Origin of the sequence: Streptomyces sp. NPDC023838, assembly GCF_040639555.1 — a bacterium.
Taxonomy (GTDB): Bacteria; Actinomycetota; Actinomycetes; order Streptomycetales; family Streptomycetaceae; genus Streptomyces.
Genome location: NZ_JBFAAD010000002.1, coordinates 288,349 through 310,220 on the forward strand (window position 1 = coordinate 288,349; position 21,872 = coordinate 310,220).

Annotated in this window: 23 protein-coding genes and 1 tRNA gene; 11 read left to right on the forward strand and 13 right to left on the reverse strand. The window is 73.2% G+C overall.

Annotated features, from left to right (window positions below):
• Positions 1 to 330: 330 nt before the first annotated feature.
• Positions 331 to 624, reverse strand: a complete 294-nt coding sequence (locus tag AB0G17_RS03580) for a hypothetical protein (protein ID WP_361375053.1) — start codon at positions 622 to 624, stop codon at positions 331 to 333.
• Positions 625 to 672: 48 nt separating this feature from the next.
• Between AB0G17_RS03580 and AB0G17_RS03585 the strand changes: the two genes are divergently transcribed.
• A complete protein-coding gene (locus tag AB0G17_RS03585) occupies positions 673 to 1,581 on the forward strand; it encodes a S8 family serine peptidase (RefSeq protein WP_361375055.1) in 909 nt (302 codons plus the stop codon).
• Between the two features lie 115 nt (positions 1,582 to 1,696).
• Entirely contained in the window at positions 1,697 to 2,242 is a 546-nt protein-coding gene (locus AB0G17_RS03590; protein WP_361375057.1) for a hypothetical protein, read from the forward strand.
• An 86-nt stretch (positions 2,243 to 2,328) separates the two neighbouring features.
• On the opposite strand, the gene mshC is transcribed toward AB0G17_RS03590, so the two are convergent.
• The 4 genes from mshC to AB0G17_RS03610 all read right to left on the reverse strand — a co-directional run bounded on the left by mshC (position 2,329) and on the right by AB0G17_RS03610 (position 5,904).
• A complete protein-coding gene (gene mshC / locus AB0G17_RS03595; RefSeq protein WP_361375059.1) occupies positions 2,329 to 3,558 on the reverse strand; it encodes a cysteine--1-D-myo-inosityl 2-amino-2-deoxy-alpha-D-glucopyranoside ligase in 1,230 nt (409 codons plus the stop codon).
• A 131-nt stretch (positions 3,559 to 3,689) separates the two neighbouring features.
• Complete coding sequence (locus AB0G17_RS03600; RefSeq protein ID WP_361375061.1) at positions 3,690 to 4,535, reverse strand: SCO1664 family protein; 846 nt, start codon at positions 4,533 to 4,535, stop codon at positions 3,690 to 3,692.
• The gene (locus AB0G17_RS03605) at positions 4,499 to 5,089 is read right to left on the reverse strand and encodes a DUF3090 domain-containing protein (protein ID WP_361375063.1); all 591 of its coding nucleotides are present in this window, start codon (positions 5,087 to 5,089) and stop codon (positions 4,499 to 4,501) included. The genes AB0G17_RS03600 and AB0G17_RS03605 overlap by 37 nt, the downstream gene beginning before the upstream one ends.
• A gap of 95 nt (positions 5,090 to 5,184) precedes the next feature.
• Positions 5,185 to 5,904 (reverse strand): histidine phosphatase family protein, encoded by a 720-nt coding sequence (locus tag AB0G17_RS03610; RefSeq protein ID WP_361375065.1) that lies wholly within the window; start codon positions 5,902 to 5,904, stop codon positions 5,185 to 5,187.
• 59 nt (positions 5,905 to 5,963) lie between these two features.
• Between AB0G17_RS03610 and AB0G17_RS03615 the strand changes: the two genes are divergently transcribed.
• A complete protein-coding gene (locus AB0G17_RS03615) occupies positions 5,964 to 6,980 on the forward strand; it encodes a magnesium and cobalt transport protein CorA (protein WP_361375067.1) in 1,017 nt (338 codons plus the stop codon).
• 17 nt (positions 6,981 to 6,997) lie between these two features.
• Here the strand turns inward: AB0G17_RS03615 and AB0G17_RS03620 are convergent, their stop codons facing one another.
• Positions 6,998 to 7,786 (reverse strand): ferritin-like domain-containing protein, encoded by a 789-nt coding sequence (locus AB0G17_RS03620; protein ID WP_361375069.1) that lies wholly within the window; start codon positions 7,784 to 7,786, stop codon positions 6,998 to 7,000.
• Between the two features lie 243 nt (positions 7,787 to 8,029).
• Positions 8,030 to 9,085 carry an LLM class F420-dependent oxidoreductase gene (locus AB0G17_RS03625; RefSeq protein ID WP_361375071.1) on the reverse strand — a complete coding sequence of 352 codons (1,056 nt, stop codon included), beginning with the start codon at positions 9,083 to 9,085 and terminating at the stop codon, positions 8,030 to 8,032.
• A 127-nt stretch (positions 9,086 to 9,212) separates the two neighbouring features.
• On the opposite strand from AB0G17_RS03625, the gene AB0G17_RS03630 reads away from it, so the two are divergent.
• Both AB0G17_RS03630 and AB0G17_RS03635 read left to right on the forward strand, forming a co-directional pair.
• Positions 9,213 to 10,196, forward strand: a complete 984-nt coding sequence (locus AB0G17_RS03630) for an aldo/keto reductase (RefSeq protein ID WP_361375073.1) — start codon at positions 9,213 to 9,215, stop codon at positions 10,194 to 10,196.
• Positions 10,193 to 12,730, forward strand: coding sequence for a helix-hairpin-helix domain-containing protein (locus AB0G17_RS03635; protein ID WP_361375075.1), 2,538 nt, complete (start codon positions 10,193 to 10,195; stop codon positions 12,728 to 12,730). Before AB0G17_RS03630 ends, AB0G17_RS03635 begins: the two co-directional genes overlap by 4 nt.
• A gap of 186 nt (positions 12,731 to 12,916) precedes the next feature.
• On the opposite strand, the gene AB0G17_RS03640 is transcribed toward AB0G17_RS03635, so the two are convergent.
• A complete protein-coding gene (locus AB0G17_RS03640; RefSeq protein WP_361375077.1) occupies positions 12,917 to 13,582 on the reverse strand; it encodes a hypothetical protein in 666 nt (221 codons plus the stop codon).
• A 47-nt stretch (positions 13,583 to 13,629) separates the two neighbouring features.
• On the opposite strand from AB0G17_RS03640, the gene AB0G17_RS03645 reads away from it, so the two are divergent.
• Entirely contained in the window at positions 13,630 to 13,818 is a 189-nt protein-coding gene (locus AB0G17_RS03645) for a DUF5703 family protein (protein ID WP_361375079.1), read from the forward strand.
• Between the two features lie 91 nt (positions 13,819 to 13,909).
• On the opposite strand, the gene AB0G17_RS03650 is transcribed toward AB0G17_RS03645, so the two are convergent.
• The 3 genes from AB0G17_RS03650 to AB0G17_RS03660 all read right to left on the reverse strand — a co-directional run bounded on the left by AB0G17_RS03650 (position 13,910) and on the right by AB0G17_RS03660 (position 16,630).
• Positions 13,910 to 14,719: a chaplin gene (locus AB0G17_RS03650; RefSeq protein WP_361375081.1), complete on the reverse strand. Its 810-nt coding sequence runs from the start codon at positions 14,717 to 14,719 to the stop codon at positions 13,910 to 13,912.
• 137 nt (positions 14,720 to 14,856) lie between these two features.
• Positions 14,857 to 15,090 carry a chaplin gene (locus AB0G17_RS03655; protein WP_361375083.1) on the reverse strand — a complete coding sequence of 78 codons (234 nt, stop codon included), beginning with the start codon at positions 15,088 to 15,090 and terminating at the stop codon, positions 14,857 to 14,859.
• A 214-nt stretch (positions 15,091 to 15,304) separates the two neighbouring features.
• The gene (locus tag AB0G17_RS03660) at positions 15,305 to 16,630 is read right to left on the reverse strand and encodes a M20/M25/M40 family metallo-hydrolase (RefSeq protein ID WP_361375085.1); all 1,326 of its coding nucleotides are present in this window, start codon (positions 16,628 to 16,630) and stop codon (positions 15,305 to 15,307) included.
• Positions 16,631 to 16,821: 191 nt separating this feature from the next.
• On the opposite strand from AB0G17_RS03660, the gene AB0G17_RS03665 reads away from it, so the two are divergent.
• The 5 genes from AB0G17_RS03665 (at position 16,822) to AB0G17_RS03685 (ending at position 20,111) form a co-directional block, all read left to right on the forward strand.
• Positions 16,822 to 16,909: transfer RNA gene (locus AB0G17_RS03665), tRNA-Leu, on the forward strand.
• A 38-nt stretch (positions 16,910 to 16,947) separates the two neighbouring features.
• A complete protein-coding gene (locus tag AB0G17_RS03670; protein ID WP_361375087.1) occupies positions 16,948 to 17,904 on the forward strand; it encodes a pseudouridine synthase in 957 nt (318 codons plus the stop codon).
• Between the two features lie 70 nt (positions 17,905 to 17,974).
• Positions 17,975 to 18,922, forward strand: coding sequence for an aldo/keto reductase (locus AB0G17_RS03675; protein ID WP_361375089.1), 948 nt, complete (start codon positions 17,975 to 17,977; stop codon positions 18,920 to 18,922).
• Positions 18,919 to 19,230, forward strand: coding sequence for an L-rhamnose mutarotase (locus AB0G17_RS03680; RefSeq protein WP_361375091.1), 312 nt, complete (start codon positions 18,919 to 18,921; stop codon positions 19,228 to 19,230). Before AB0G17_RS03675 ends, AB0G17_RS03680 begins: the two co-directional genes overlap by 4 nt.
• Positions 19,227 to 20,111 (forward strand): amidohydrolase family protein, encoded by an 885-nt coding sequence (locus AB0G17_RS03685; protein WP_361375093.1) that lies wholly within the window; start codon positions 19,227 to 19,229, stop codon positions 20,109 to 20,111. The genes AB0G17_RS03680 and AB0G17_RS03685 overlap by 4 nt, the downstream gene beginning before the upstream one ends.
• On the opposite strand, the gene AB0G17_RS03690 is transcribed toward AB0G17_RS03685, so the two are convergent.
• The gene (locus tag AB0G17_RS03690) at positions 20,095 to 20,724 is read right to left on the reverse strand and encodes an MBL fold metallo-hydrolase (protein WP_361375095.1); all 630 of its coding nucleotides are present in this window, start codon (positions 20,722 to 20,724) and stop codon (positions 20,095 to 20,097) included. The two genes, AB0G17_RS03685 and AB0G17_RS03690, sit on opposite strands and share 17 nt — an antisense overlap.
• The gene (locus tag AB0G17_RS03695; RefSeq protein WP_361375097.1) at positions 20,724 to 21,809 is read right to left on the reverse strand and encodes an S-(hydroxymethyl)mycothiol dehydrogenase; all 1,086 of its coding nucleotides are present in this window, start codon (positions 21,807 to 21,809) and stop codon (positions 20,724 to 20,726) included. The genes AB0G17_RS03690 and AB0G17_RS03695 overlap by 1 nt, the downstream gene beginning before the upstream one ends.
• Positions 21,810 to 21,872 lie beyond the last annotated feature (63 nt).

Consider the following 21,872-nt stretch of genomic DNA (forward strand, 5'->3'; position numbering starts at 1 on the left):
CGCCCGGCTGCGCGTCGACGGGCAGAGCGTCCGCTCCGACTCCGGGGCGGACACCACGGCGCTCACCTTGTTCCTCGCCGACCAACAGCTGGCGCTGGAGCCGCTCTTCGGCCGGGACACACAGCCCGACCTCGCGCTCTTCCACCGCGTACGCGGTGCGGCGGACCGGGCCGAGGAGATCGCCGCCCGGCTGGCCGCGCTGCCCGGCATCGAGACCGCCTATGTGAAGCCGGGCGCCGTCCCGGCCGACTACACCGGTCCCGGCGACGACGCGGTGCGGCGGCTCAAGGAGGGCGCGCCCCTCACCCCCGACTTCACCGGCCGCCAAGGCTACTTGCGGGCCGCGCCCGAGGGCGTCGACGCGTACTGGGCCTGGCAGCGGCCGGGCGGCTCCGGCCGGGGCGTAAGCGTCATCGACGTCGGGGGCGCCTGGCAGCTGGGCCACGAGGACCTCGCGGACACGCTCGCCGGGATCGTCGTCGGCGCCCCGCTCCAGGACCTGGCGTGGCGCAACCACGGCACCGCGGTCCTCGGGGTGATCGGCGGCGACCGCGGCGACAAGGGCATCACCGGCATCGCCCCGGAGGCGGTCACCGCGGCGGCCTCGGTCCACTCCGTCGGCACGGCCGCGGCGATCCACGCCGCCGCCGAACGGCTGGCTCCCGGTGACGGGTGCTGGTCGCCCTGCACCGGCCGGGGCCGCGGTTCGCCTACGAACACCGCGACGACCAGGCCGGGTTCCTCCCGCTGGAGTGGTGGCCGGACGACTTCGCGGCGATCCGGCGGGCGACGGCCAGGGGCGTCCTGGTGGTGGCGGCCGCGGGCAACGGCGGGGAGAGCCTGGACGACGCGCTGTACGAGCGGCGCCCCGAGGCGTTCCCCCCGACCTGGCGCAACCCCTTCAACCCCGCCAACCCGTCCTCCGGCGCGGTCCTGGTGGGCGCGGGCGCCCCGCCGCCCGGCACCCACGGGCGCGACCACGGCCCGGACCGCTCGCGGCTCGCGTTCTCCAACTACGGGGCGCGGATCGACGCCCAGGGCTGGGGCCGGGAGGCCACCACGACCGGCGGGTTCTGGGACCGGCCGGGTGAACTCCAGGGCGGCGCCGAGGAGATCGCCTGGTACACCGACGCGTTCTCCGGCACCTCGGCGGCCGCGCCCGTGGTGACCGGCGCCCTCGTCTGCCTCCAGGGGATCCTGAAGGCGGCCGGTCTGGCGCCGATGACGCCCGAGCGAGCCCGCGAGATTCTGCGGACCACCGGCTCGCCGCAGCAGGACGCGCCGGGGCGGCCCGCCTCCCAGCGCATCGGCGGCCGGCCCGACATCAAGGCCGCGGTGACCCGGCTGATGCCGTCGACGGTCGGCACCGGCCAGGCCGAGCGGTACTGGGACGAGCTCATGCCGTACCCCCCTGAACTCCCTCCCAGGCTCCGGCTGTTCGTCGCCGGGGCGTGGCGCAACCTCAACGACCCGGCGCCGGAGCTGCGACGGGCGGTGCACGCCGCCTTCGCCCAGGGACGGCCCGACGTACGCGTCTGGTTCTCGGACGACGAGGTCGTGGGCCTCGTCGTCGCGGGCTGACACGGGCTGACCCGGTCCGCTTCCACCGTCGGCCCACACATCCGTCCAGCCGGCCATCCCTCCAGCCAGCCAGCCATGACCGACCCCGCATCGACACAGGGAAGGTGACACCCGTATGAGCACCACCCCGCAGATGAGTCAGCAGCAGTACGGTCAGCAGCAGCCCTTCCAGCAGGGCCAGCAGGGCTTCCCTCAGCAGCAGGGCCAACCGCAGGGCCGGCAGGGCTTCCCCCAGCAGCACGGCTATCCGCAAGGCCGGCAGCAGAGCCCGAGCACCTCGCCGCCGCAGGTCCAGCAGCAGCTCCAGCAGGTCGGCCAGCAGCAGCCCTTCCAGCAGCTGCTCCAGCAGCTGGGCGGGGACACGCAGCAGAGCCACCCGCAGGGCCGGCAGAGCCAGCAGCCGCTCGTGCTGCCGAGTGCGGTCGAGGCCGCCTCGATGACCAGCGGCGTCGCCACCAAGTTCTGGGACGTGGTGGCCCCGCTGCCCGGTCAGCCGCCGATCCTCTACCTCTACATCGACGGTGACTGGCACCCGCTGGCGAACCCGACCCAGGTCACGCATGACGCGGTCCAGCAGGCGTTCGCGTTCGGCCAGGAGGTCATCGGGTTCCTCGACACCAGGACGGGCGCGGTCCAGGCCGTCGTGGTGAACCGGAAGTAGCGCCGAGGGCCCCGCACACGAAAAGGCGCCGGGTGGGCAGTGCCCACCCGGCGCCGTGCTGTGCTGTGCTGTGCCGGCAGGTGGCGCTAGAGGGCCACGCCGAGCAGCGCGTCGACGGCGCGCGAGACCACGCCGGGCGCGCCCTCGTCCGTACCGCCCTCGCTCTGCTGGAGAGCGGCCCACCGGTCCACGGCCTGGAGCGCCGCCGGGGCGTCGAGGTCGTTGCAGAGGGCGTCGCGGATCTCCTCGACCAGCGCGTCCGCGGACGGCCCGTCGGGGCGCGAGACGGCCGCGCGCCAGCGCTCCAGCCGCTCCACGGCGTCCTGGAGGACCTGGTCGGTCCACTCCCAGTCGGCCCGGTAGTGGTGCGAGAGCAGGGAGAGCCGGATCGCCGCCGGGTCCACGCCGTCGCGGCGCAGCTTGGAGACGAAGACCAGGTTGCCCCGGGACTTCGACATCTTCTCGCCGTCGAGCGCGACCATGCCGGCGTGGACGTACGCCTTGGCCATCGGGAACTCGCCGGTGAGCACCTGGGCGTGCGAGGCGCCCATCTCGTGGTGCGGGAAGGCGAGGTCGGAGCCGCCGCCCTGCACTTCGAAGCCCATGCCGAAGTGGTCGAGGGCGATGGCGACGCACTCGATGTGCCAGCCGGGCCGGCCGCGGCCCAGGCTCGCGCCGTCCCAGCTCGGCTCACCCTCGCGGGCGGCCATCCAGAGCATCGGGTCGAGCGGGTTCTTCTTACCGGGGCGCTCGGGGTCGCCGCCGCGCTCGGCGGAGAGATGCCGCATGGCCTCGGCGTCGAGGCGGGAGACCTGCCCGAAGTGGGCGTCGCTCTCCACGGAGAAGTAGATGTCCCCGTCGAGTTCGTAGGCGGCGCCCGCGTCCCGCAGCCGCTCGACGAGCGGCACGATGCCGGGTATCGCCTCGACGGCTCCGATGTAGTGCTTCGGGGGAAGCATCCGCAGGGCGGTCATGTCCTCGCGGAAGAGCGCGGTCTCACGCTCGGCGAGCGCGGTCCAGTCGAGTCCGTCGCGGATGGCCCGCTCCAGGAGCGGATCGTCGACGTCGGTGACGTTCTGGACGTAGTGGACCTGCCGCTTGGTGTCGAGCCACACGCGCTGAACGAGGTCGAACGCGTTGTAGGTCGCCGCGTGACCCATGTGGGTGGCGTCGTACGGGGTGATGCCGCAGACGTAGATACGGGCGACGGGACCGGGGTCGAGGGTGACCAGACCGCCGGTCGCGGTGTCGTGGATCCGGAGGTCGCGGCCCTTGCCGGGCAGGGCGGGGACCTCAGAAGCGGGCCAGGCATACATGTCATGAGCGTAACCGGACGCACGCTCCATATTCGAACCGGATGGACGCTCTTGGCCGAATACTGGGTCTTGCGCGCACCCGGCCCGGCGTGCATGGATCCCGCTTGTCCTGTTACGTCACCGGTACGTGACTACACCGGCGGCCAGGGAATCGGCGGCCACTCGCCCGACGGGCTGCGGTGCACCCCGTCCGCCAGCAGTCCCGCGACCCGGTCGCGGAGCGCCTCCAGCTCGGCGGCGGTGATCAGCTCGGCCAGTCGGGTGGCCAGCGGCTCGCCGGGGGCCAGCGCGGCCGCGAGCCGGGTCAGCGCTGCCACCGCCTCCCCGGTCAGCGGCTCGCCCGCCCACCCCCACAGCAGCGTGCGCAGCTTGTCGTCGACGTTGAAGGTGACCCCGTGGTCGATGCCGTAGAGGCGGCCGCCCTCGGCGGGCAGCAGATGGCCGCCCTTGCGGTCGCCGTTGTTGATCACGGCGTCGAGCACGGCGAGCCGCCGCAGCCGCTCGTCGTCGGCGTGCACCAGGAGCGCCGTGCGGCCCTCCCCCACGTCCGCGAGCCCGACCGACTTCCAGCCCTCGCCCGGCTCCTCGCCGTCGACGAGCGCGAGCAGCGCGCCCTCGCCCTGGTCGGGATCCCCCGCGTCCTCGGCGAGCTCCTCGATCCACAGTTGGACCATGCCCTCGCCGTACGGCCCGTCGCGCAGCACGGTCGGCGGCACCAGGTCCCAGCCGAGCGCGGCGCTGACCTCGTACGCGGCGACCTCGCGCTGGGCGAGCGTGCCGTCGGGGAAGTCCCACAGCGGGCGCTCCCCGGCCACCGGCTTGTAGACGCAGTGGGCGCTCTCCCCCTCGTACGCGACGGAGCAGTAGAGCACCGCGTTGGACGCCTCGCGGATCCGGCCGCGCACGGTGAGCTCGCCCTTGGTGAGCAGCTCCACCGCCGTCAGGCTCCCCGTCGGTATCCGTTCTGGCGCGGGCATACGTGTCCTTCCGGGTCGAGCGGCAGGCTGCACAGCGGGCACGGCGGGCGGCCCGCGTTGACCACGTCCAGGGCGCGCTTGGCGAAGGCGCGGGCCTGGGCGCCGGTGAGGCGCACCCGCAGCATCGGCGGGCCGTTCTCGTCGTCCTGGAGCAGCCGCTCCTCGGCCTCGGCGAGGTCCTCCTCGGAGTCGGCGTCGAGCTCGACCAGGGCTTGCGCCTCGATGACCATGCGCTGTTCCTCGCCGTCCCAGGCGAGCGCCATGGTGCCGACCCGGAACTCCTCCTCCACGGGGGAGTCGAGCGGCGCGGTGTCGGTGACGTCGGCGGGGGCGACGGCCGGGACGGGCGCGTTGCCGCCGGTGCGCCGCACGACCTCGTCCAGGAGTTCGTCGATCCGTTCGGCGAGGGCCGCGACCTGGGTCTTCTCCAGGGCGACGCTGGTGGTACGGCTGCCCGATGACGCCTGGAGGAAGAACGTACGGCGCCCGGGCAGCCCGACCGTACCGGCCACGAAGCGGTCCGGTGGGTCGTAGAAGAACACCTGACGGGACACGTCCTGGTCTCCCTATGTCGGATTGAGCGATGGGTGCGGGCCCGCCGGGGCGGAGCGCGGTGTTTTCGGCCCGTCCACCCTACTGCGCCCGGCGATCACGGTGCTCCCGCGCCACCCCCTACTACGGCCCGGCCGTCATAGGGGTCGGACGGAGGCGCCGCGTCCCCCGCTGCCCTGGGCTCCCTCGGCGCCAGCGAACCGACGTCCCCGGTCTCTCCCAGGCGCATCAGGAACGGGCGCAGCCGGGTGTAACGGATCGCGGTCAGGGAACACGGTTCCACCGAGATCCGCTGAAAGAGGTCCAGATGCATTCCGAGGGCGTCGGCGACGACCGACTTGATGATGTCCCCGTGCGAGCACATGACGAACACGGCGTCGGGGCCGTGCTCGGCCTCCACGCGCGCGTCCCACTCGCGCACCGCCTCGACGGCCCGCCGCTGCATGGCAGGCATCGACTCGCCGCCCGGGAAGGCTGCGGCCGACGGGTGCTGCTGCACCACCTCCATCAGCGGGTCCTCGGAGAGCTCGGCGAGCTTGCGGCCCGACCAGTCTCCGTAGTCGCACTCGCTGATGCGCTCGTCGGTGTGGAGCGCGAGGTCGGGCCGCGCGTCGAGCAGCGGCCGCAGGGTCTCCTGGCAGCGCTCCAGCGGGCTGGAGACGGCGGCGGCGAGCGGCAGTCCGGCGAGCCGGGCGGGCAGCTCGGCGGCCTGGGCGGCGCCGCGCTCGTCGAGCAGCACACCGGGTGTGCGCCCGGCCAGCACGCCCGAGGTATTGGCGGTGGAGCGTCCGTGACGTACGAGGATCAGCGTGGCCATGTCCGTCAGCGTAGGCCGAGGGCCCTGAGCGGGTGCGGGCGGTACGGGTTCACGGAAGAATGCGCGCCGTGATCGTCGACTGCGCCATCTACCGGGACGGCCGCCGCACCGAGGGCCCGCCGGACTACTCCGACGCGCTGGAAGAGGCCAGGTCGGCCGGGGACGCCTTTGTGTGGCTGGGCCTGTACGAGCCCACCGAGGACGAGTTCGAGCTGGTCAGCAGCGAGTTCGGGCTGCACGCGCTGGCGGTCGAGGATGCGCTGATGGCTCACCAGCGGCCCAAGCTGGAGGTGTACGACGACTCACTGTTCGTGGTGCTCAAGCCGGTGACGTACGAGCCGGAGAGCGACACCGTCAGCACCGGCGAGCTGATGGTGTTCATCGGCGACTCGTTCGTGGTGACGGTCCGGCACGGCGAGGGCTCGCCGCTGCACGACGTGCGCATGCGTCTGGAGGCCGAGCCCGAACTGCTGCGGCACGGCCCGACGACCGTCCTGTACGCGGTGAGCGACGCCGTCGTCGACCACTACGTGGAAGTGGCCGCCGAGCTCCAGACGGACCTGGAGGAGCTGGAGGCCGAGGTGTTCGCGCCGGCCGGCCGCGAGGGCAAGGGGCGGGCGCAGACCAGTGGGGGCACGGTCGCGTCCAGGATCTACACCTTCAAGCGGCAGGTGCTCGAGTTCCGCCGGGCGACCGGCCCGCTGGCGGAGCCGATGCAGCGGCTCGCCGGGGCCGGGGTGCCGTTCGTGCACGGTCAGGCGCAGCCGTTCTTCCGGGATGTCAGCGACCACCTCACCCGCGCCAACGAAGGCGTGGACAGCCTGGACCGGCTGCTCTCCGACATCCTCTCCGCGCATCTCGCGCAGATGGGCGTGCGGCAGAACGACGACATGCGCAAGATCTCCGCGTGGGCGGCGATGGCGGCGGTGCCGACGATGGTCGCGGGGATCTACGGCATGAACTTCGAGCACATGCCGGAGCTGGGGTACGTATGGGCGTATCCGGCGGTCCTGGTGCTCATGGCGGCGCTCGAAGTGCTGCTGTACCGCACGTTCAAGCGCCGCGGTTGGCTCTAGGGCCTGTCCGGGACCGGTCACGCGAACTCGGGCGCCGGTGTGGCCGGTCCGCCCAGCGCGTCGCGGTGCTCGGGCATCGACAGGGAGACCATCCGCCGCCAGCCGCCGGCCCGTTCGTAGGCGTACATGCCGTGGATCCCGGCCGCCAGCGCCGCCGACTTGGCCTTCGGCCAGCCGAGGATGCGGCCCATGTGCGCCATCACGGCGAGGCTGACGTCCCGGTAGACGCGGATCTCGGCCAGCGCGCACTCGCGCAGCACGCGCTGGATGGTGCGGCCGTGCCCGGCGTACGCGAGGCGCAGCAGCTCCTCGTGGCAGTAGGCGAGGTGGTTGACCTCGTCGTGGCTGATCATCCGGATCGCCCGGCCGACCTCGGGGTGGTCCCCGAAGCAGCGGACCAGCATCACCATCTGGTCGGCGGCCCGCTGTTCGGTGACCCGGCTGTGCGAGAGGTACGTGATGATGTCCTGCTCGGTGAGCGGCTGCTCCGCGCGCAGCCGTTCGTGGGCGAGACCGATGCCGTGGCGCTCCAGGAGCATCGTGTAGTCGGTCTCGGCCGGCACCGGGACCGGGGTGAGGCCGCGCTTCTTGAGCAGCGCGTTGAAGATCCGCCCGTGCTTGTCCTCGTCCGCGCCGTGCCGGGCGATCTTGGGGCCGAGGTCGCGCTGCTCCGGGGGGACGAGCGCGGAGATACGGCCGTTCTCCCAGCCGCCCTGGGTCTCGCCGCTGGCCGCGATCGAGCAGAAGAGCCGGAACGACTCGTCGTTGTCGAGGATCTCCTGGAACAGGCTCTTCGCCGAAAGCATCGCCGTACCTCCGCATGACTTCCGTACAGACATCTGCAAAGAGCAAGTCAAAGGCGGCGGACAGAACGGGGCAACAGGGGTGCCTCCGCGCTGGACCGAACGGAGGAACGCGCGGGGGCGCGTCCGCCCGTAACCCATCCGGTGCACGGCGCGTTGTTCCGGGTGACGGCCGTGGCGGGGAAGACCCCCCGAGCCCCCACCACGGCCGCAGGCTTTCTCGTACGGCTGTTACGGCCGGTTCCGCTACGCCAGACCGGCGAGCTCCAGCGCCTCGGTGCCCGCGCGCAGGGCGGCGACGCGCTCGTCGAGCGTGAAGCCGGCCGGGGCGAGGGTGAGGGTGGTGACCCCGGCGGCGGCATAGGCCCGCATCCGGTCGGCGATGCGCTCCACCGAGCCGAGCAGCGTGGTGGAGTCGATGAGCTGCTGCGGGATGGCGGCGGCCGCGCCCGCCTTGTCGCCGGAGAGGTACTTGTCCTGGATCTCGGCGGCCTCCTTCTCGTACCCCATGCGCTGCGCGAGCTGGTTGTAGAAGTTCTGCTTGCGGCTGCCCATGCCGCCGACGTAGAGCGCGGTGTACGGGCGGAACATGTCGGCCAGCGCGCCGACGTCGCTGTCGGCACCGAGCGCCAGCGGCAGCGTCGGGCAGACGTCGAAGCCCTCCAGGGTCTTGCCCGCCTTCTCGCGGCCCGCCCGGATGTGGCGGATCGCGGTGTCCTCCAGGTGGTCGGCGGAGGGGAAGATCAGCAGGGCGCCGTCGGCGATCTCGCCGGTCTGCTCCAGGTTCTTGGGGCCGATCGCGGCGATGTAGAGCGGGATGTGCTCGCGTTCGGGGTGCACGGTGAGCTTGAGCGCCTTGCCGGGGCCGTCCGGCAGCGGCAGCGTCCAGTGCTCGCCCTCGTAGCTGAGCCGCTCGCGGGTCATCGCCCGGCGGACGATCTCGACGTACTCACGGGTACGGGCGAGGGGCTTGTCGAACTTGACGCCGTACCAGCCCTCGGAGACCTGCGGGCCCGAGACGCCGAGGCCGAGGCGGAAGCGGCCGCCGGAGAGCGAGTCGAGGGTGGCGGCGGTCATCGCCGTCATCGCGGGCTGGCGGGCCGGGATCTGGAGGATGGCGGAGCCGACGTCGATGCGCTCGGTCTGGGCGGCGACCCAGGCCAGGACGGTGGGCGCGTCCGAGCCGTAGGCCTCGGCGGCCCAGCAGACGTCGTAGCCGAGCCGGTCGGCCTCCTGGGCGACGGCGAGGTTGTCGCCGTCCATTCCGGCGCCCCAGTAGCCGAGGTTGATCCCGAGCCGCATGACGGTCCCCTTACTGATCAGTAACGTCCCTGTTCCGGGGACTCTAGCGCGCGGGCGGACGGCGCGGCAGGGTCAGTTGTCCACAGGCCCTCACCGGGCGGCGCCCCGGCCAGTAATCTCAGCGCCCATGGAGCAGAGGCACCTGGGCCGTACGGGCCTGCGCGTATCCCGGATCGGGCTCGGCACCCTCACCTGGGGCCGGGACACCGACGAGCACGACGCCGCCGATCTGTTGAAGGCCTTCTGGGAGGCCGGCGGCACGCTGGTCGACACGGCGGACGTGTACGGGGGCGGGGACGCGGAATATCTGCTCGGGCAGCTGGTGGAGCGGCTGGTGCCGCGCCGCGATCTGGTCATCGCGACCAAGGCGGGCAGCGTGCCCGACCCGGACCGGCGCTTCGACGGCTCGCGCGGCCATCTGCTCGCCGCGCTCGACGAGTCGCTGGAACGTCTCGGCACGGATTACGTGGACATCTGGCAGGTCCACGCCTTCGACCCGCGGACCCCGCTCGACGAGACGCTCCAGGCCCTGGACATCGCGGTGAGCAGCGGCCGCGTGCGGTACGCGGGCGTGTCCAACTTCTGCGGCTGGCAGCTCGCCAAGGCCGCGACCTGGCAGCTCGCCGCGCCGGGCGCGCGCACCCGGGTCGCCAGTACGCAGATGGAGTACTCGCTGCTCCAGCGGGGCGTGGAGCGGGAGGTGCTGCCGGCCGCGCTCGACCTCGGCATCGGGCTGTTGCCGTCCTCGCCGCTGGGGCGCGGGGTGCTGACGGGGAAGTACCGCAACGGCACCCCGGCGGACTCACGCGGGGCGTCGGAGACGCTGGCGCCGTTCGTCGCGCCGTATCTGGACGAGGCGGCCGGCCGGATCGTGGACGCGGTGGCGATAGCCGCGGACGGCCTCGCGGCGACGCCGCTGCAGGTCGCGCTCGCGTGGGTGCGGGACCGGCCCGGAGTGGCCGCCCCGATCGTCGGCGCGCGCAACGCGCAGCAGCTCACGGCGGCATTGTCAGTGGAGGCGCTTAGTCTTCCAGACGAGATCTGCCGGGCGCTGGACGATGTGTCAGCGCCCGTGCACCGCTATCCCGACCAGGACTGGAGCACCTTGTGACCGCGCTTCCCCCCGGAACCGAAGGCGCCGCGGGCGCCGAGAGCGGTGTGGCCGAGGCCGACGCACCGGCCGAGCCCACCGACGCGGAGGCCGGGGCCGTGCCGGAGGCCGGCGCCGACGCCGACGCGGCGGGGGCGGGGGCGGAGGGAAGCGGCACGGGTTCGGACGGCGAGGGCTCGGCAGAGGGCGAGGCCAAGGCCGAGGGTGGCGACGGCCCCGCCGAGGGCGACGAGGGGGACAGCCCGGCCGAGGTCGCCGAAGGTGCGCCCGAGCCGTCCGACGCCCAGGCGTCCGAGGCCCAGCAGTCCGAGGCCCAGCCGTCCGAGGACCAGGCATCCGACGCTCAGCCGTCCGAGGCCCAGTTGTCCGAGGCCCAGCCGTCCGAGGCCCAGCAGTCCGAGGCCCAGCCGTCCGAGGACCAGGCATCCGACGCTCAGCCGTCCGAGGCCCAGTTGTCCGAGGCCCAGCAGTCCGAGGACCAGGCATCCGACGCTCAGCCGTCCGAGGCCCAGTTGTCCGAGGCCCAGGCCGAGCTCGCCGCGCAGCGGGAGTTGCGGGCCCGGATCGAGGCGCGGAAGGCCGAGAAGGAGGGGCCCGTCGCGGCGGGGACCAAGCTCAGCGGGCAGGCCGCCGACCTGCTCGCGGCCGTCCGGGCGGTCGAGAGCGGCGAGAAGCCCGGGGAGTCGTTCTTCGCCTCCGCCCCGGCCCCGCGCCGCCCCGCCCCGGTACCGGCCGCCCCCGCGCCCGCACGGACCCAGGCGCCGCAGCCCGCGCGCGTGGCCGCCGGGCCGGAGGCGCTGGCCGCGGTGCGGGCCGTGCTGAGCGGCGGCGGCGCGCCCGACTCGCTGGCCCCGCGGGTCACGGACGCCCTGGGCGAGCAGGCGGCCGACGTGCTGCGGTCCGACCCCTGGCAGCTGCTCGCCGTGCCCGGGGTCCGCCCCGAGCAGGCCGACGGCTTCGCCCGGGCGCTGCTCGGCGCGGAGTGCGGGCCGGACGACCCGCGCCGGGCGGCCGCGCTGGTCGCCTGGACCCTGGAGCGCGCGTCGGTCCAGGGCCACACCGCGCTGCCGATCGCGGGGGTGAAGGCGGCGCTGGCCGAGCGTTCGGTGCCGGACCCGGACCAGGCCGTGCGGCACGCGATCACCGAGGGCGTGGTGCTGGTCTTCGAGGACGGGGTGGCCGCGCTGGACGGCGAGGCGGCGGGCGCCGAGGAGGACGTCCAGGAGGACGAGGCGGCGGACGAGAGTGCCCCCGTCGAGGTGCTGCTCGGCCTCGACCGGTACGCGCTGGCGGAGGAGAGCCTCGCCGACGGCCTGGCCCGGCTCGCCAACGCCCCGGTGAAGGACGACGGCTCGGACTGGGCGGGCGCCGTGGCGGCCGCCCCCTCGCCGTCCGCCGCCGAGCTGATCGGGGCGGTGGCGGGCAGCGGCCTGGTCACCCACTCCGGCGGCGAGGCCGCCCGCGCCGAGTCGGCGGCCGTGGTCACCGCCGCACACGACCTCGGCCTGCGGGCGGCCGCCGCCGCGCACACCCGGGACGGCCGGCGCCGGCTCGCCGGGGCGGTGGGGGCCGAGCGCGCGTTCACCGTGGCCGCGCTGCTCTCCGGGGCCGAGGGTCCGGGCCGGGACGAGGACGGGGCGCTCGCCCTGGACGTCCTGGTGGTGCAGGACGCCCCGCAGCTCGACGTGGAGAGCGCGGCGATGCTGGTCGAGTCGCTGCCGGACGGCTGCCGTCTGGTGCTCGGCGGGGACCCGGAGGTGCTGGGTTCGGCGGGCGCGGGCCGGGTCTTCGCCGATGTGCTGGCGGCCCGGGCGTTCCCGCACGTGGCGTCGCGCACCCCGGACCCCGGCCCGATCGGCGAGCTGGTCTCGGGGATCGGCGCCGGTGAGCTCGCCCAGGTCGAGGCGCCGGGCAAGGAGGTCGTGATCGTCCCGGTGCGGGACGCGGGCGAGGCGGTGCACCGCTGCGTCCAGCTGGTCGCGGACTCGGTGCCGCGCGCGATCGGCGTGCCGGCCGAGCAGACCCAGGTGATCACGGTCGGCCATGGCGGCTCGGCGGGTACGAGGGCGCTCAACGCGGCCCTGAAGGAGCGGCTCAACCCGGGCCCCGGCCGGTTCGCGGGCTTCGACCCGGGCGACCGCGTGGCGTACGCGGAGGCGCCCGGGCGCACGACCGTCGGCGTGGTCGGCTCGGCGGGCCCCGACGGGCTGCACCTCGACTGCGGCGGCGAGCAGCTCGTCGTACCGAAGGAGCGGGTCGAGTCGGCGCTGCGGCACGGCTGGGCCCTGACCGCCCACCAGGCGGCCGGGACGCGCTGGCCGGCCGTCGTGGCGGTGCTGCCCGGGGACGCGGCGCAGGTGCTCAGCCGGTCGTGGGTCTACACCGCCTTCGGCCGCGCCGAGCGCCATCTGTCCGTGGTCCACGGGGTGGACCAGGCACTGCCGCGAGCCGTGGCCGAGGTGCCCGCCCCGGCGCGTACGACCCGCCTCACGCCCCTTCTGAAGGCCCTGCTGCGGACGCCCGAGGCGGAGTAGCCCCGGCGACCCGCCGATACGCGACAGCCTCCGCGCCCGGACGGGTACGGAGGCTGTCGGCAAGGCGTGGCGTCGGGAAGACGACAGAACCGGGGAGACGTCACACCGGCGGAGACGTCAGGACAGGGCAGGCGTCACACCGGCGGAGAATCTGAACAAGGCGGGCATCAGCAGCACGGGTGAGCGTCACGGCGCCCCCGGCAGGTCGTCCTCGTCGCCCAGCTCCTCCTCGTCGAAGACCGCGCTGACGTCGAACCGGCAGACCACCCGCTGCGGATCCGCGTGGTCGAACGGCGTGCTCAGCCACTCCCCCGGCTCCGGCAGCTCGTCCGCCGCCGACACCCACAGCGTGGAGTCGCCCTCCTCCAGGCCGAACTCCTTGTGCCGGGAAGCGATCTCGTCCGGTTCGTACTCCCCGAAGAGCACCCCGAGCGCCGCGTGCACGCTCGTGCCGACCACGGCGGCCGCCCGGTCCTCCTCGGCCGACTCGTCGGCCTCCGGGTCCAGGTCCGCGATGCGCTGGGCCTGGGCAAGCAGCCGCTGGGGCTCCACCACGGCGTAGTCGCGGCGGATCAGGACGCTCAGCGCGTTCGGCTCCTCCGGGCCCGTGTAGGGCGGCAGGGAGTCGTCGGCGCCCGGGATCTCGAAGGGGGTGACCTCGTCGTACCGGTCGTAGAGCCGCTCGTCGTACGCCTCGGCAGCGGCCGCCAGGGCGTTGAACGCGTCGTACACGGCCGGATCGTCGTCCCCGGTGCGGCGTTCCACCGCCTCCAGGTGGCGGTCCAGCGCGGCTTTGACCGCGTCGGCGGCGGCACGTACCTCGGCAGCGGAGGGCTGCGCAGCATCAGACATAGTGCAGACGCTATCCGTACCGGGGCTCTGCCCGCACAATAGATGCGATGCCGGAATACGAATTTGTCGACGTGTACGTCCCTCGCTGGGTCTCCCGCAAGGACGCCACACGCCTGCTGACCGACCACGCCGAGTACGGACACTGGGAGTTGGAGCGACTGAGTCTGCTGCGTGACGGCAGCCGCAGGGTGCGGCTGCGCAGGCGGATCATCCGCCAGCTGCGCGCCACGTGGTGACGGACATCGTGGAGGAAAACGGATCGGGCCCGGCGGTCGCGGGGCCCGATCCGTTCTGTCTGGTTCCTGCCGCTCTGGTGGGCGGCTCCGCTTACGCGCCGGAGCGGGCCCGGCGGTAGAGCGTGGTTCCGGCGAGCAGCAGACCCGCGCCGGCCGGGAGGGCGATGCCCAGCGCGTCCGACCCGGTGTGGGCCAGGGCGCCCGCTGCCTGCGGGGCCGTCACGGCCTGGGTGCCCGGGCCCTGCGGAGCGGCCGGGGTGCCCGGAGCACCCGGGGTGTGCGGGTGCTGGACCGGCTTGGTCCGGTGGATCGGCTTGACCCCGTTCCCGGGCTTGCCCGGGTGGTGCGGGGTGCCGGGGCGGTGGGTGCCGGGGTGCTCGCCCTCGCACGGCTCACCGGGCTTGCCGGGGTGGCCGGGGTGACCGGGGTGACCGGGCTTGCCGGGGTGGTGCGGGGTCCCGGCGTGGTGGCCCCCCTCGGACACATTGGCGCAGTCGTTGCCGAAGACGGGGTTGAGGGCCCCGATCACGGTGACGCCGTTGCCGCAGGCGTTGACCGGAACGTCGACGGGCGCCTGGACGCTGTTGCCGGAGGCGACGCCGGGTGAGTTGCTCGCGTGGCCATGGGCCGTGGCACCGCCGCCGCCGTGGTGCGAACCGCCCTTGTTGACACAGCTGTTGCCCATCGCCGGGTTGAGCAGCCCGATGATGTTGACGGTGTTGCCGCACGCGTTGACCGGCACGTGCACCGGCGCCTGGACCGCGTTGCCGGACGCGACGCCCGGGGAGCCGGTCGCGGAGCCGTTCGCGTGCGAGTCGGCGTGTGCGTAGCCACTGCCCATGGCGATGACGCCGGTGGCGGCGGCCATGGTGATCAGGCCTTTTCTGGTGACCTGTCGCATAGGTTGTTCCCTGCCTTCTACCTTCCGGATGCTCCCGGACACCGTTGCGCCCGGGAGTGGGTGCCTGGCGGCCCCGGAGTGCGCGCCGCGCACTCCGGGGCCCCCGGGCTCAGACCCTCACGGGTTCAGGCTCGACGTCACTTGTTGACGCAGTAGTTGCCGAAGGCGGGGTTCAGCAGCCCGACCACCGAAATCGTGTTGCCACAGGCGTTCACCGGCACGTGGACCGGGGCCTGGACGACATTGCCGGAAGCGAAGCCGGGGGAGTTCACCGCGGCACCCTGGGCACCCGCGTCGGCGACGGCGAGGCCCGCGCCCGCGAGAACCAGACCACCGGTGACAGCCGCAGCAGCGACGACCTTCTTGATCATTACTTCCTCCTTGTTGGCAAAGGTGCGATCCCAGCCGCGGACCGCACACCCTGTAACGAGGGGGAAGTTATGGGGCTACGAGCTTATGAACGTATTCACTCTTCTCAGTCAACTACGCACGCCTGGGCGATTGTTGACGTGTCGTTTCACCAAAGCGGGCCCCTGTGAGGTCCACGGACACCGGGCGGGCCCGGCGCCCGAGGACCTCCCCAGCTCAGGACGCGTCGATGAACCGGTCGAGGACCCGTACGCCGAACTTCAGACCGTCCACCGGCACCCGCTCGTCCACGCCGTGGAACATCCCGGCGAAGTCCAGCTCCGGCGGCAGCTTCAGCGGCGCGAAGCCGAAGCAGCGGATCCCGAGGTCCGCGAAGGACTTGGCGTCGGTGCCCGCCGAGAGCATGTACGGCACGGCGCGCGCGATCGGGTCCTCGGCCACCAGGGCCGACTGCATGGCGTCGACCAGCGCCCCGTCGAAGGTGGTCTCCAGCGCCTTGTCGGCGTGCACGTCCTCGCGCCGGACCCGGGGGCCCAGGATGCGGTCGAGGTCGGCCAGGAACTCCTCCTCGTACCCCGGCAGGAAGCGGCCGTCGACGTGCGCGGTCGCCTGCCCCGGGATCACGTTGACCTTGTAGCCGGCGCCCAGCTGGGTCGGGTTGGCGGTGTTCTGGAGCGAGGCGCCGATGAGCTTGGCGATGCCGCCGAGCTTGGCCAGCGTCTCGTCCATGTTCTCCGGGTCGAGCTCGGTGCCCAGCGCGTCGCCGAGCTCGTCGAGGAAGTGCCGCAGGGTCTTGGTGACGCGCACCGGGAACTTGTGCCGCCCGAGCCGCCCGACCGCCTCGGAGAGCTCGGTGATGGCGTTGTCCTTGTGAATCATCGAACCGTGGCCGGCGCTGCCGTCCACGGTCAGCTTCATCCAGTGCATGCCCTTCTGGGCGGTCTCCACGAGGTAGAGCCGCAGGTTCTCGTTGACGGTGAACGAGAAGCCGCCGACCTCGCTGATCGCCTCCGTGACGCCCTCGAACAGGTCGGGGTGCTTGTCGACGAGGTAGCGGGCCCCGTAGGTGCCGCCCGCCTCCTCGTCGGCGAGGAAGGCCAGCACGATGTCGCGCGGGGGCTTGCGGCCGCTGCGCAGCCGGTCCCGTACGACCGCGAGGGTCATCGCGTCCATGTCCTTCATGTCGACCGCGCCGCGCCCCCAGACGCAGTCGTCCGCGATCTCGCCCGAGAACGGGTGGTGCGTCCAGTCGTCGGCGTTGGCCGGGACGACGTCGGTGTGGCCGTGGATGAGCAGCGCGGGCCGCGACGGGTCCTCGCCCTGGATCCGGGCCACGGTGGAGGCCCGGCCGGTGTGCGACTCGAAGATCTTCGGTTCGAGCCCCACCTCCGCGAGCTTCTCGGCCACGTACTCGGCCGCCGCCCGCTCGCCCGGACCGGAGTGGTCCCCGTAGTTGCTGGTGTCGATCCTGATCAGATCGCGACAGAGGTCGACGACCTCGTCCTCGCCGGTCACGCCCCGTGCCGCCTTCGACTCGCTCACGCTGCTTCCTCCCGCTGCCGCTGCCGCTCCGTTGAGTCCACCTCATCCTCCCCCGCGCCCCCCGCCCACCCAAGGGCGGCTTCCCGTCGACATACGACGTTCACGCAGGCCACGGGGGTGATCGAGCACCCCCAGATGTTTGCTATTGTTTTCCACGTCGGAACGGGCACGGCCCGCGAGACAGACACCTTGTCCGGGTGGCGGAATGGCAGACGCGCTAGCTTGAGGTGCTAGTGCCCTTTATCGGGCGTGGGGGTTCAAGTCCCCCCTCGGACACCACTTGAAAACCCCAGCTGAGCTGGGGTTTTCTTGTTTTTGTGAGACATCGACCCAAGATCCCCGCCGCCCCGCTCCCCCAGCGCGACGGCATCGACCCGGTGCGGGTGCGGCTGCCCGCCGACCCGGGCGGGGCCTGGGGGACGGTCCGGGAGCATCTGGTCGAGCGGTTCGGCGGGGCGATCGGGGCCGAGCGCGTGGAGGCGATGGTGCGCGGCGGGCGGTTCCTGACCGTCGACGGGCCCGTGGACGACCGGCTCGCGTACCGGCCGGGCATGTACGTCTGGTTCCACCGGGACTTCGCGCCCGAGGTGCCCGTGCCGTTCGGGATCGGGATCGTCCACCGCGACGAGCGGATCGTGATCGCGGACAAGCCGCACTTCCTGGCCACCACGCCCCGGGGGCGGCACATCACCGAGACCGCCGTCGCCCGGCTGCGGCGCGAGCTCGGCCTGCCGGCCCTCCAGCCCGCGCACCGCCTCGACCGGCTGACCGCCGGTCTCGCGCTGTTCGTCGTGCGGCCGGAGGACCGGGGCGCGTACCAGAACCTGTTCGGTGAGCGGCGGGTGCGCAAGGAGTACGAGGCCGTCGCCCCGTACGACGCGCGCGTGGCGCTGCCGGTGACCGTGCGCAGCCGCATCGTCAAGGAGCGCGGGGTGATCGCCGCGCGCGAGGAGGCGGGCGAGCCGAACGCCGAGAGCCGGATCGAGCTGGTCGAGCGCCGAGGCGGCCTCGGCCGCTACCGGCTGCTCCCGGCGACCGGGCGCACCCATCAGCTGCGGGTGCACATGAACGGCCTCGGGCTGCCGATCCTCGACGACCCGGTGTATCCGGTGGTGGCCGAGGAGCCGGAGCCGGACGACTTCACCCGCCCGCTGCAACTGCTGGCGAAGGTGCTGGAGTTCACGGATCCGGTGGACGGGCGGGAGCGGAGGTTCGAGAGCGGGCTTCGACTCGCCGCCTGGCCGCCAGCCGAGGCTGATTCATCGGACCAATAGTGGCTTCCGGGACGGAAATTCGGGTCTTGGGGGTGCCGGGAGCCGCTATACATCTGATAAATATGCGGGCATGCGCCTCACCGAGTTGGGCGGCAGCGGCTGCCTCGTCAGTGCGCTGTCCTTCGGCGCGGCAGGGCTCGGCAACCTCCTGGGCGAGGTCGACGACGCCACCGCCCGGGACGCGTTGGACGCCGCCTGGGACGTCGGCGTCCGCTACTTCGACACGGCCCCGCACTACGGCCTCGGCCTCTCCGAGCGCCGCCTCGGCGCGGCGCTGCGGGACCGCCCCCGGGACGCGTACACCGTGTCCACCAAGGTCGGCCGCGTCCTGGAGCCGGTGGCCGGGCCGTACGGCGACGACCTCGCGGAGGGGTTCGCGGTGCCCGCGACCCACCGCCGCCGCTGGGACTTCAGCGCGGACGGGGTGCGCCGCAGCATCGAGGACAGCCTCGGGCGCCTCGGCCTGGACCGGATCGACGTCGTCTTCCTGCACGACCCCGACGACCACGCCGAACAGGCCCTGGACGAGGCTTATCCGGCCCTTGAACGGCTGCGCGCGGAAGGCGTCGTACGGGCCATAGGGGCCGGGATGAACCAGGCCGGGCCGCTGGCCCGGTTCGTCCGGGAGACGGACGTGGACGCGGTGCTGTGCGCCGGGCGGTACTCGCTGCTCGACCAGCGGGCGGGCGACGAGCTGCTGCCCGAGGCGGCCGCGCGCGGCAAGAGCGTGGTGGTCGGCGGGGTCTTCAACTCGGGGCTGCTCGCCGATCCCCGGCCGGGCGCCCCCTACGACTACGCGGCCGCGCCCCCGGACCTCGTGGAGCGGGCGCTGCGGATCAAGGCGGTCTGCGAGTCGCACGGGGTACCGCTGCGGGCCGCCGCGCTCGCCTTCCCGCTGCGGCACCCGGCGGTGGCGAGCGTGCTGGTGGGGGCGCGTTCGGCGGCCGAGGTCCGGGACGCGGCCGAACAGTTCGGGCAGTCGGTTCCGCAGGCGCTGTGGGAGGAGCTGGGCGTATGAGGGTGGCGCTGCACACGAGGGTCCGGGTCGACCGGGTCGAGGCGTACGAGGCCGCGCACCAGGAGGTGCCACAGGAGCTGACGGCGGCGATCCGGGCCGCCGGGGTCACGGAGTGGACGATCTGGCGCAGCGGCACCGAGCTGTTCCATCTGATCGAGTGCGCCGACTACGCGCGGCTGCTGGCCGAGCTGGAGGAGCTGCCGGTGAACATCGCCTGGCAGGCCCGGATGGCCGAGCTGCTCGATGTCGTCCACGACTACTCCGACGGGGGCGCGGACGCCTCCCTGCCGGTGGTGTGGAAGCTGTGACGCCCCACCGGGAGACGGAGGCGCTGGTCGTCGACGCGCACCACCACGTGTGGGACCTCTCCGTCCGCGACCAGGAGTGGCTCACCGGGCCCCGACTCGCCCCGCTGCGGCGCACGTTCACCCTCGACGAGCTGCGCCCGCGGGCGCGGGCCGCCGGGGTGACGGCCACCGTGCTGGTGCAGACCGTCACCGTGGCCGAGGAGACCCCAGAGTTCCTGGCGCTCGCCGAGGACGACCCCCTCGTACGCGGAGTGGTCGGCTGGACCGATCTCACCGCGCCCGGGGTCGCCGACGAGCTGGCACGGCTGCGGGAACTGCCGGGCGGGGAGCGGCTGGTGGGGATCCGCCACCAGGTGCAGGGCGAGCGCGACCCCGAGTGGCTGCTGCGGCCGGACGTGGCCCGGGGGCTCGCGGCGGTCGCGGACGCGGGGCTCGCGTACGACCTGGTGGTCCTCCCCCACCAGCTGCCCGCCTGCGTCCGGGCCGCCGAGCGCCACCCCGGCCTCGCCTTCGTCCTCGACCACCTGGGCAAGCCGCCGGTCGCCTCGGGCGGCACCGATCCATGGGGTTCGGCGGTCCGCGCGCTCGCCGCGCTCCCGAACACCGTCTGCAAGCTGTCGGGCCTGGTCACGGAGGCGGACCCGGAGCGCTGGAGCGTGTCCGGGCTGCGGCCGTACGCGGACACGGTCCTGGAGGCGTTCGGGCCGGGGCGGCTGATGTACGGCTCGGACTGGCCGGTGTGCCTGCTCGCCGCCTCGTACCGCGAAGTCCTCGACACGGCACGCGCGTTGACCGAGGACCTGGGTCCGCACGAGCGGGCCCAGGTCTTCGGCGGCACGGCGGACCGCGTCTACCGGCTCGGGCTCAGTGGCCGCGCTTGACCCACTCGCCCAGGTGGGGTGCCTCGGCGCCGATGGTGGTGGAGTCGCCGTGGCCGGTCCGTACCACCGTCTCGGGCGGCAGGGTGAGCAGCCGCTCGCGGATCGAGTCGACGATCGTCGGGAAGTGCGAGAAGGACCGGCCGGTCGCGCCCGGGCCCCCGGCGAACAGGGTGTCGCCGGTGAACACCGTGCCCAGCCCGGGCGCGTGCAGGCACACCGCGCCCGGGGCGTGGCCGGGCGTGTGGAGCACGGTCAGCGCGGTGCCCGCGACCGTGACGGTCTGCCCGTCGGCCAGTTCGCCGTCAGGGGTGCGGTCGGGGTGGGTGAGCTTCCACAGCGGCAGGTCGTCGGGGTGCAGCAGCACCGGCGCCCCGGTGGCCTCGGCGAGCTCCGGAGCGGCGTCGATGTGGTCGTTGTGGGCGTGGGTGCAGACGATCGCGCGCAGGGTACGGCCGCCCAGCGCGGCCAGGATCGCGGATACGTCGTGGGCTGCGTCGATGACCACCGCCTCCTCGTCGTCGCCGACGATCCAGACGTTGTTGTCGACGTCCCAGACGCCGCCGTCCAGCGCGAACGTGCCAGACGTGACCAGGTGCTCGATGCGGGCGGCCATCAGAACGCCACCACCGAGCGCAGCACGTCGCCCTCGTGCATGCGCTCGAAGGCCTTCTCGACCTCGTCGAGCGCGATGGTCTCGGTGACGAAGGCGGCGAGGTCGATCCGGCCCTGCTGGTGCAGGTCGATCAGCATCGGGAAGTCCCGCGAGGGCAGGCAGTCGCCGTACCAGGACGACTTGAGGGCGCCGCCGCGTCCGAAGACGTCGATCAGCGGCAGCTCCAGCTTCATGTCCGGGGTGGGCACGCCGACGAGGACCACGGTTCCGGCCAGGTCGCGGGCGTAGAAGGCCTGCTTGTAGGTCTCGGGGCGGCCGACCGCCTCGATGACCACGTCGGCGCCGAAGCCACCGGTCAGCGCGCGGACGGCCTCGACGGCGTCCTCGCTGCGCGAGTTGACGGTGTGGGTGGCGCCCATGGTCATGGCGGTGGCCAGCTTGCGGTCGTCGATGTCGACGGCGACGATCCGGGCCGCGCCCGCGAGCCGGGCGCCCACGATCGCCGCGTCCCCGACCCCGCCGCAGCCGATGACGGCGACCGAGTCGCCACGGCCGACGTTGCCGGTGTTGAGGGCGGCGCCGATGCCCGCCATGACGCCGCAGCCGAGGAGCCCGGCGACGGCCGGGGAGACCGACGGGTCGACCTTGGTGCACTGTCCGGCCGCGACCAGCGTCTTCTCGGCGAAGGCGCCGATGCCGAGCGCGGGAGAGAGCTCGGTGCCGTCGGTGAGGCTCATCTTCTGCTGGGCGTTGTGGGTGTTGAAGCAGTACTGCGGGCGGCCGCGCAGACAGGAGCGGCACTGGCCGCACACCGCGCGCCAGTTGAGGATCACGAAGTCGCCGGGGGCCACGTCGCTCACCCCGGCGCCGACCGACTCGACCACACCGGCGGCCTCGTGGCCGAGCAGGAAGGGGAAGTCGTCGTTGATCCCGCCCTGCTTGTAGTGCAGGTCGGTGTGGCAGACCCCGCACGCCTGGACCTTCACCACGGCCTCGCCGGGCCCCGGGTCCGGCACCACGATCGTCTCCACCCGTACGGGCTCGTTCTTCCCCGGCGCGATGACCCCTCGGACCTGCTGCGGCATGCGTGAACTTCCTTTCTCGCACCGCCGGTACGCGCGGACGCGTACGGGCGGAAATGTGTACGG

Excerpts from the sequence above, each read along its gene's own strand:
- AB0G17_RS03590 (WP_361375057.1), top strand. The coding sequence starts at position 1,697 with ATGAGCACCACCCCGCAGATGAGTCAGCAGCAGTACGGTCAGCAGCAG.
- mshC (WP_361375059.1), bottom strand. The coding sequence starts at position 3,558 with ATGTATGCCTGGCCCGCTTCTGAGGTCCCCGCCCTGCCCGGCAAGGGC.
- AB0G17_RS03600 (WP_361375061.1), bottom strand. The coding sequence starts at position 4,535 with ATGCCCGCGCCAGAACGGATACCGACGGGGAGCCTGACGGCGGTGGAG.
- AB0G17_RS03610 (WP_361375065.1), bottom strand. The coding sequence starts at position 5,904 with ATGGCCACGCTGATCCTCGTACGTCACGGACGCTCCACCGCCAATACC.
- AB0G17_RS03615 (WP_361375067.1), top strand. The coding sequence starts at position 5,964 with ATGCGCGCCGTGATCGTCGACTGCGCCATCTACCGGGACGGCCGCCGC.
- AB0G17_RS03620 (WP_361375069.1), bottom strand. The coding sequence starts at position 7,786 with ATGCTTTCGGCGAAGAGCCTGTTCCAGGAGATCCTCGACAACGACGAG.
- AB0G17_RS03625 (WP_361375071.1), bottom strand. The coding sequence starts at position 9,085 with ATGCGGCTCGGGATCAACCTCGGCTACTGGGGCGCCGGAATGGACGGC.
- AB0G17_RS03630 (WP_361375073.1), top strand. The coding sequence starts at position 9,213 with ATGGAGCAGAGGCACCTGGGCCGTACGGGCCTGCGCGTATCCCGGATC.
- AB0G17_RS03640 (WP_361375077.1), bottom strand. The coding sequence starts at position 13,582 with ATGTCTGATGCTGCGCAGCCCTCCGCTGCCGAGGTACGTGCCGCCGCC.
- AB0G17_RS03645 (WP_361375079.1), top strand. The coding sequence starts at position 13,630 with ATGCCGGAATACGAATTTGTCGACGTGTACGTCCCTCGCTGGGTCTCC.
- AB0G17_RS03650 (WP_361375081.1), bottom strand. The coding sequence starts at position 14,719 with ATGCGACAGGTCACCAGAAAAGGCCTGATCACCATGGCCGCCGCCACC.
- AB0G17_RS03655 (WP_361375083.1), bottom strand. The coding sequence starts at position 15,090 with ATGATCAAGAAGGTCGTCGCTGCTGCGGCTGTCACCGGTGGTCTGGTT.
- AB0G17_RS03675 (WP_361375089.1), top strand. The coding sequence starts at position 17,975 with ATGCGCCTCACCGAGTTGGGCGGCAGCGGCTGCCTCGTCAGTGCGCTG.
- AB0G17_RS03680 (WP_361375091.1), top strand. The coding sequence starts at position 18,919 with ATGAGGGTGGCGCTGCACACGAGGGTCCGGGTCGACCGGGTCGAGGCG.
- AB0G17_RS03690 (WP_361375095.1), bottom strand. The coding sequence starts at position 20,724 with ATGGCCGCCCGCATCGAGCACCTGGTCACGTCTGGCACGTTCGCGCTG.
- AB0G17_RS03695 (WP_361375097.1), bottom strand. The coding sequence starts at position 21,809 with ATGCCGCAGCAGGTCCGAGGGGTCATCGCGCCGGGGAAGAACGAGCCC.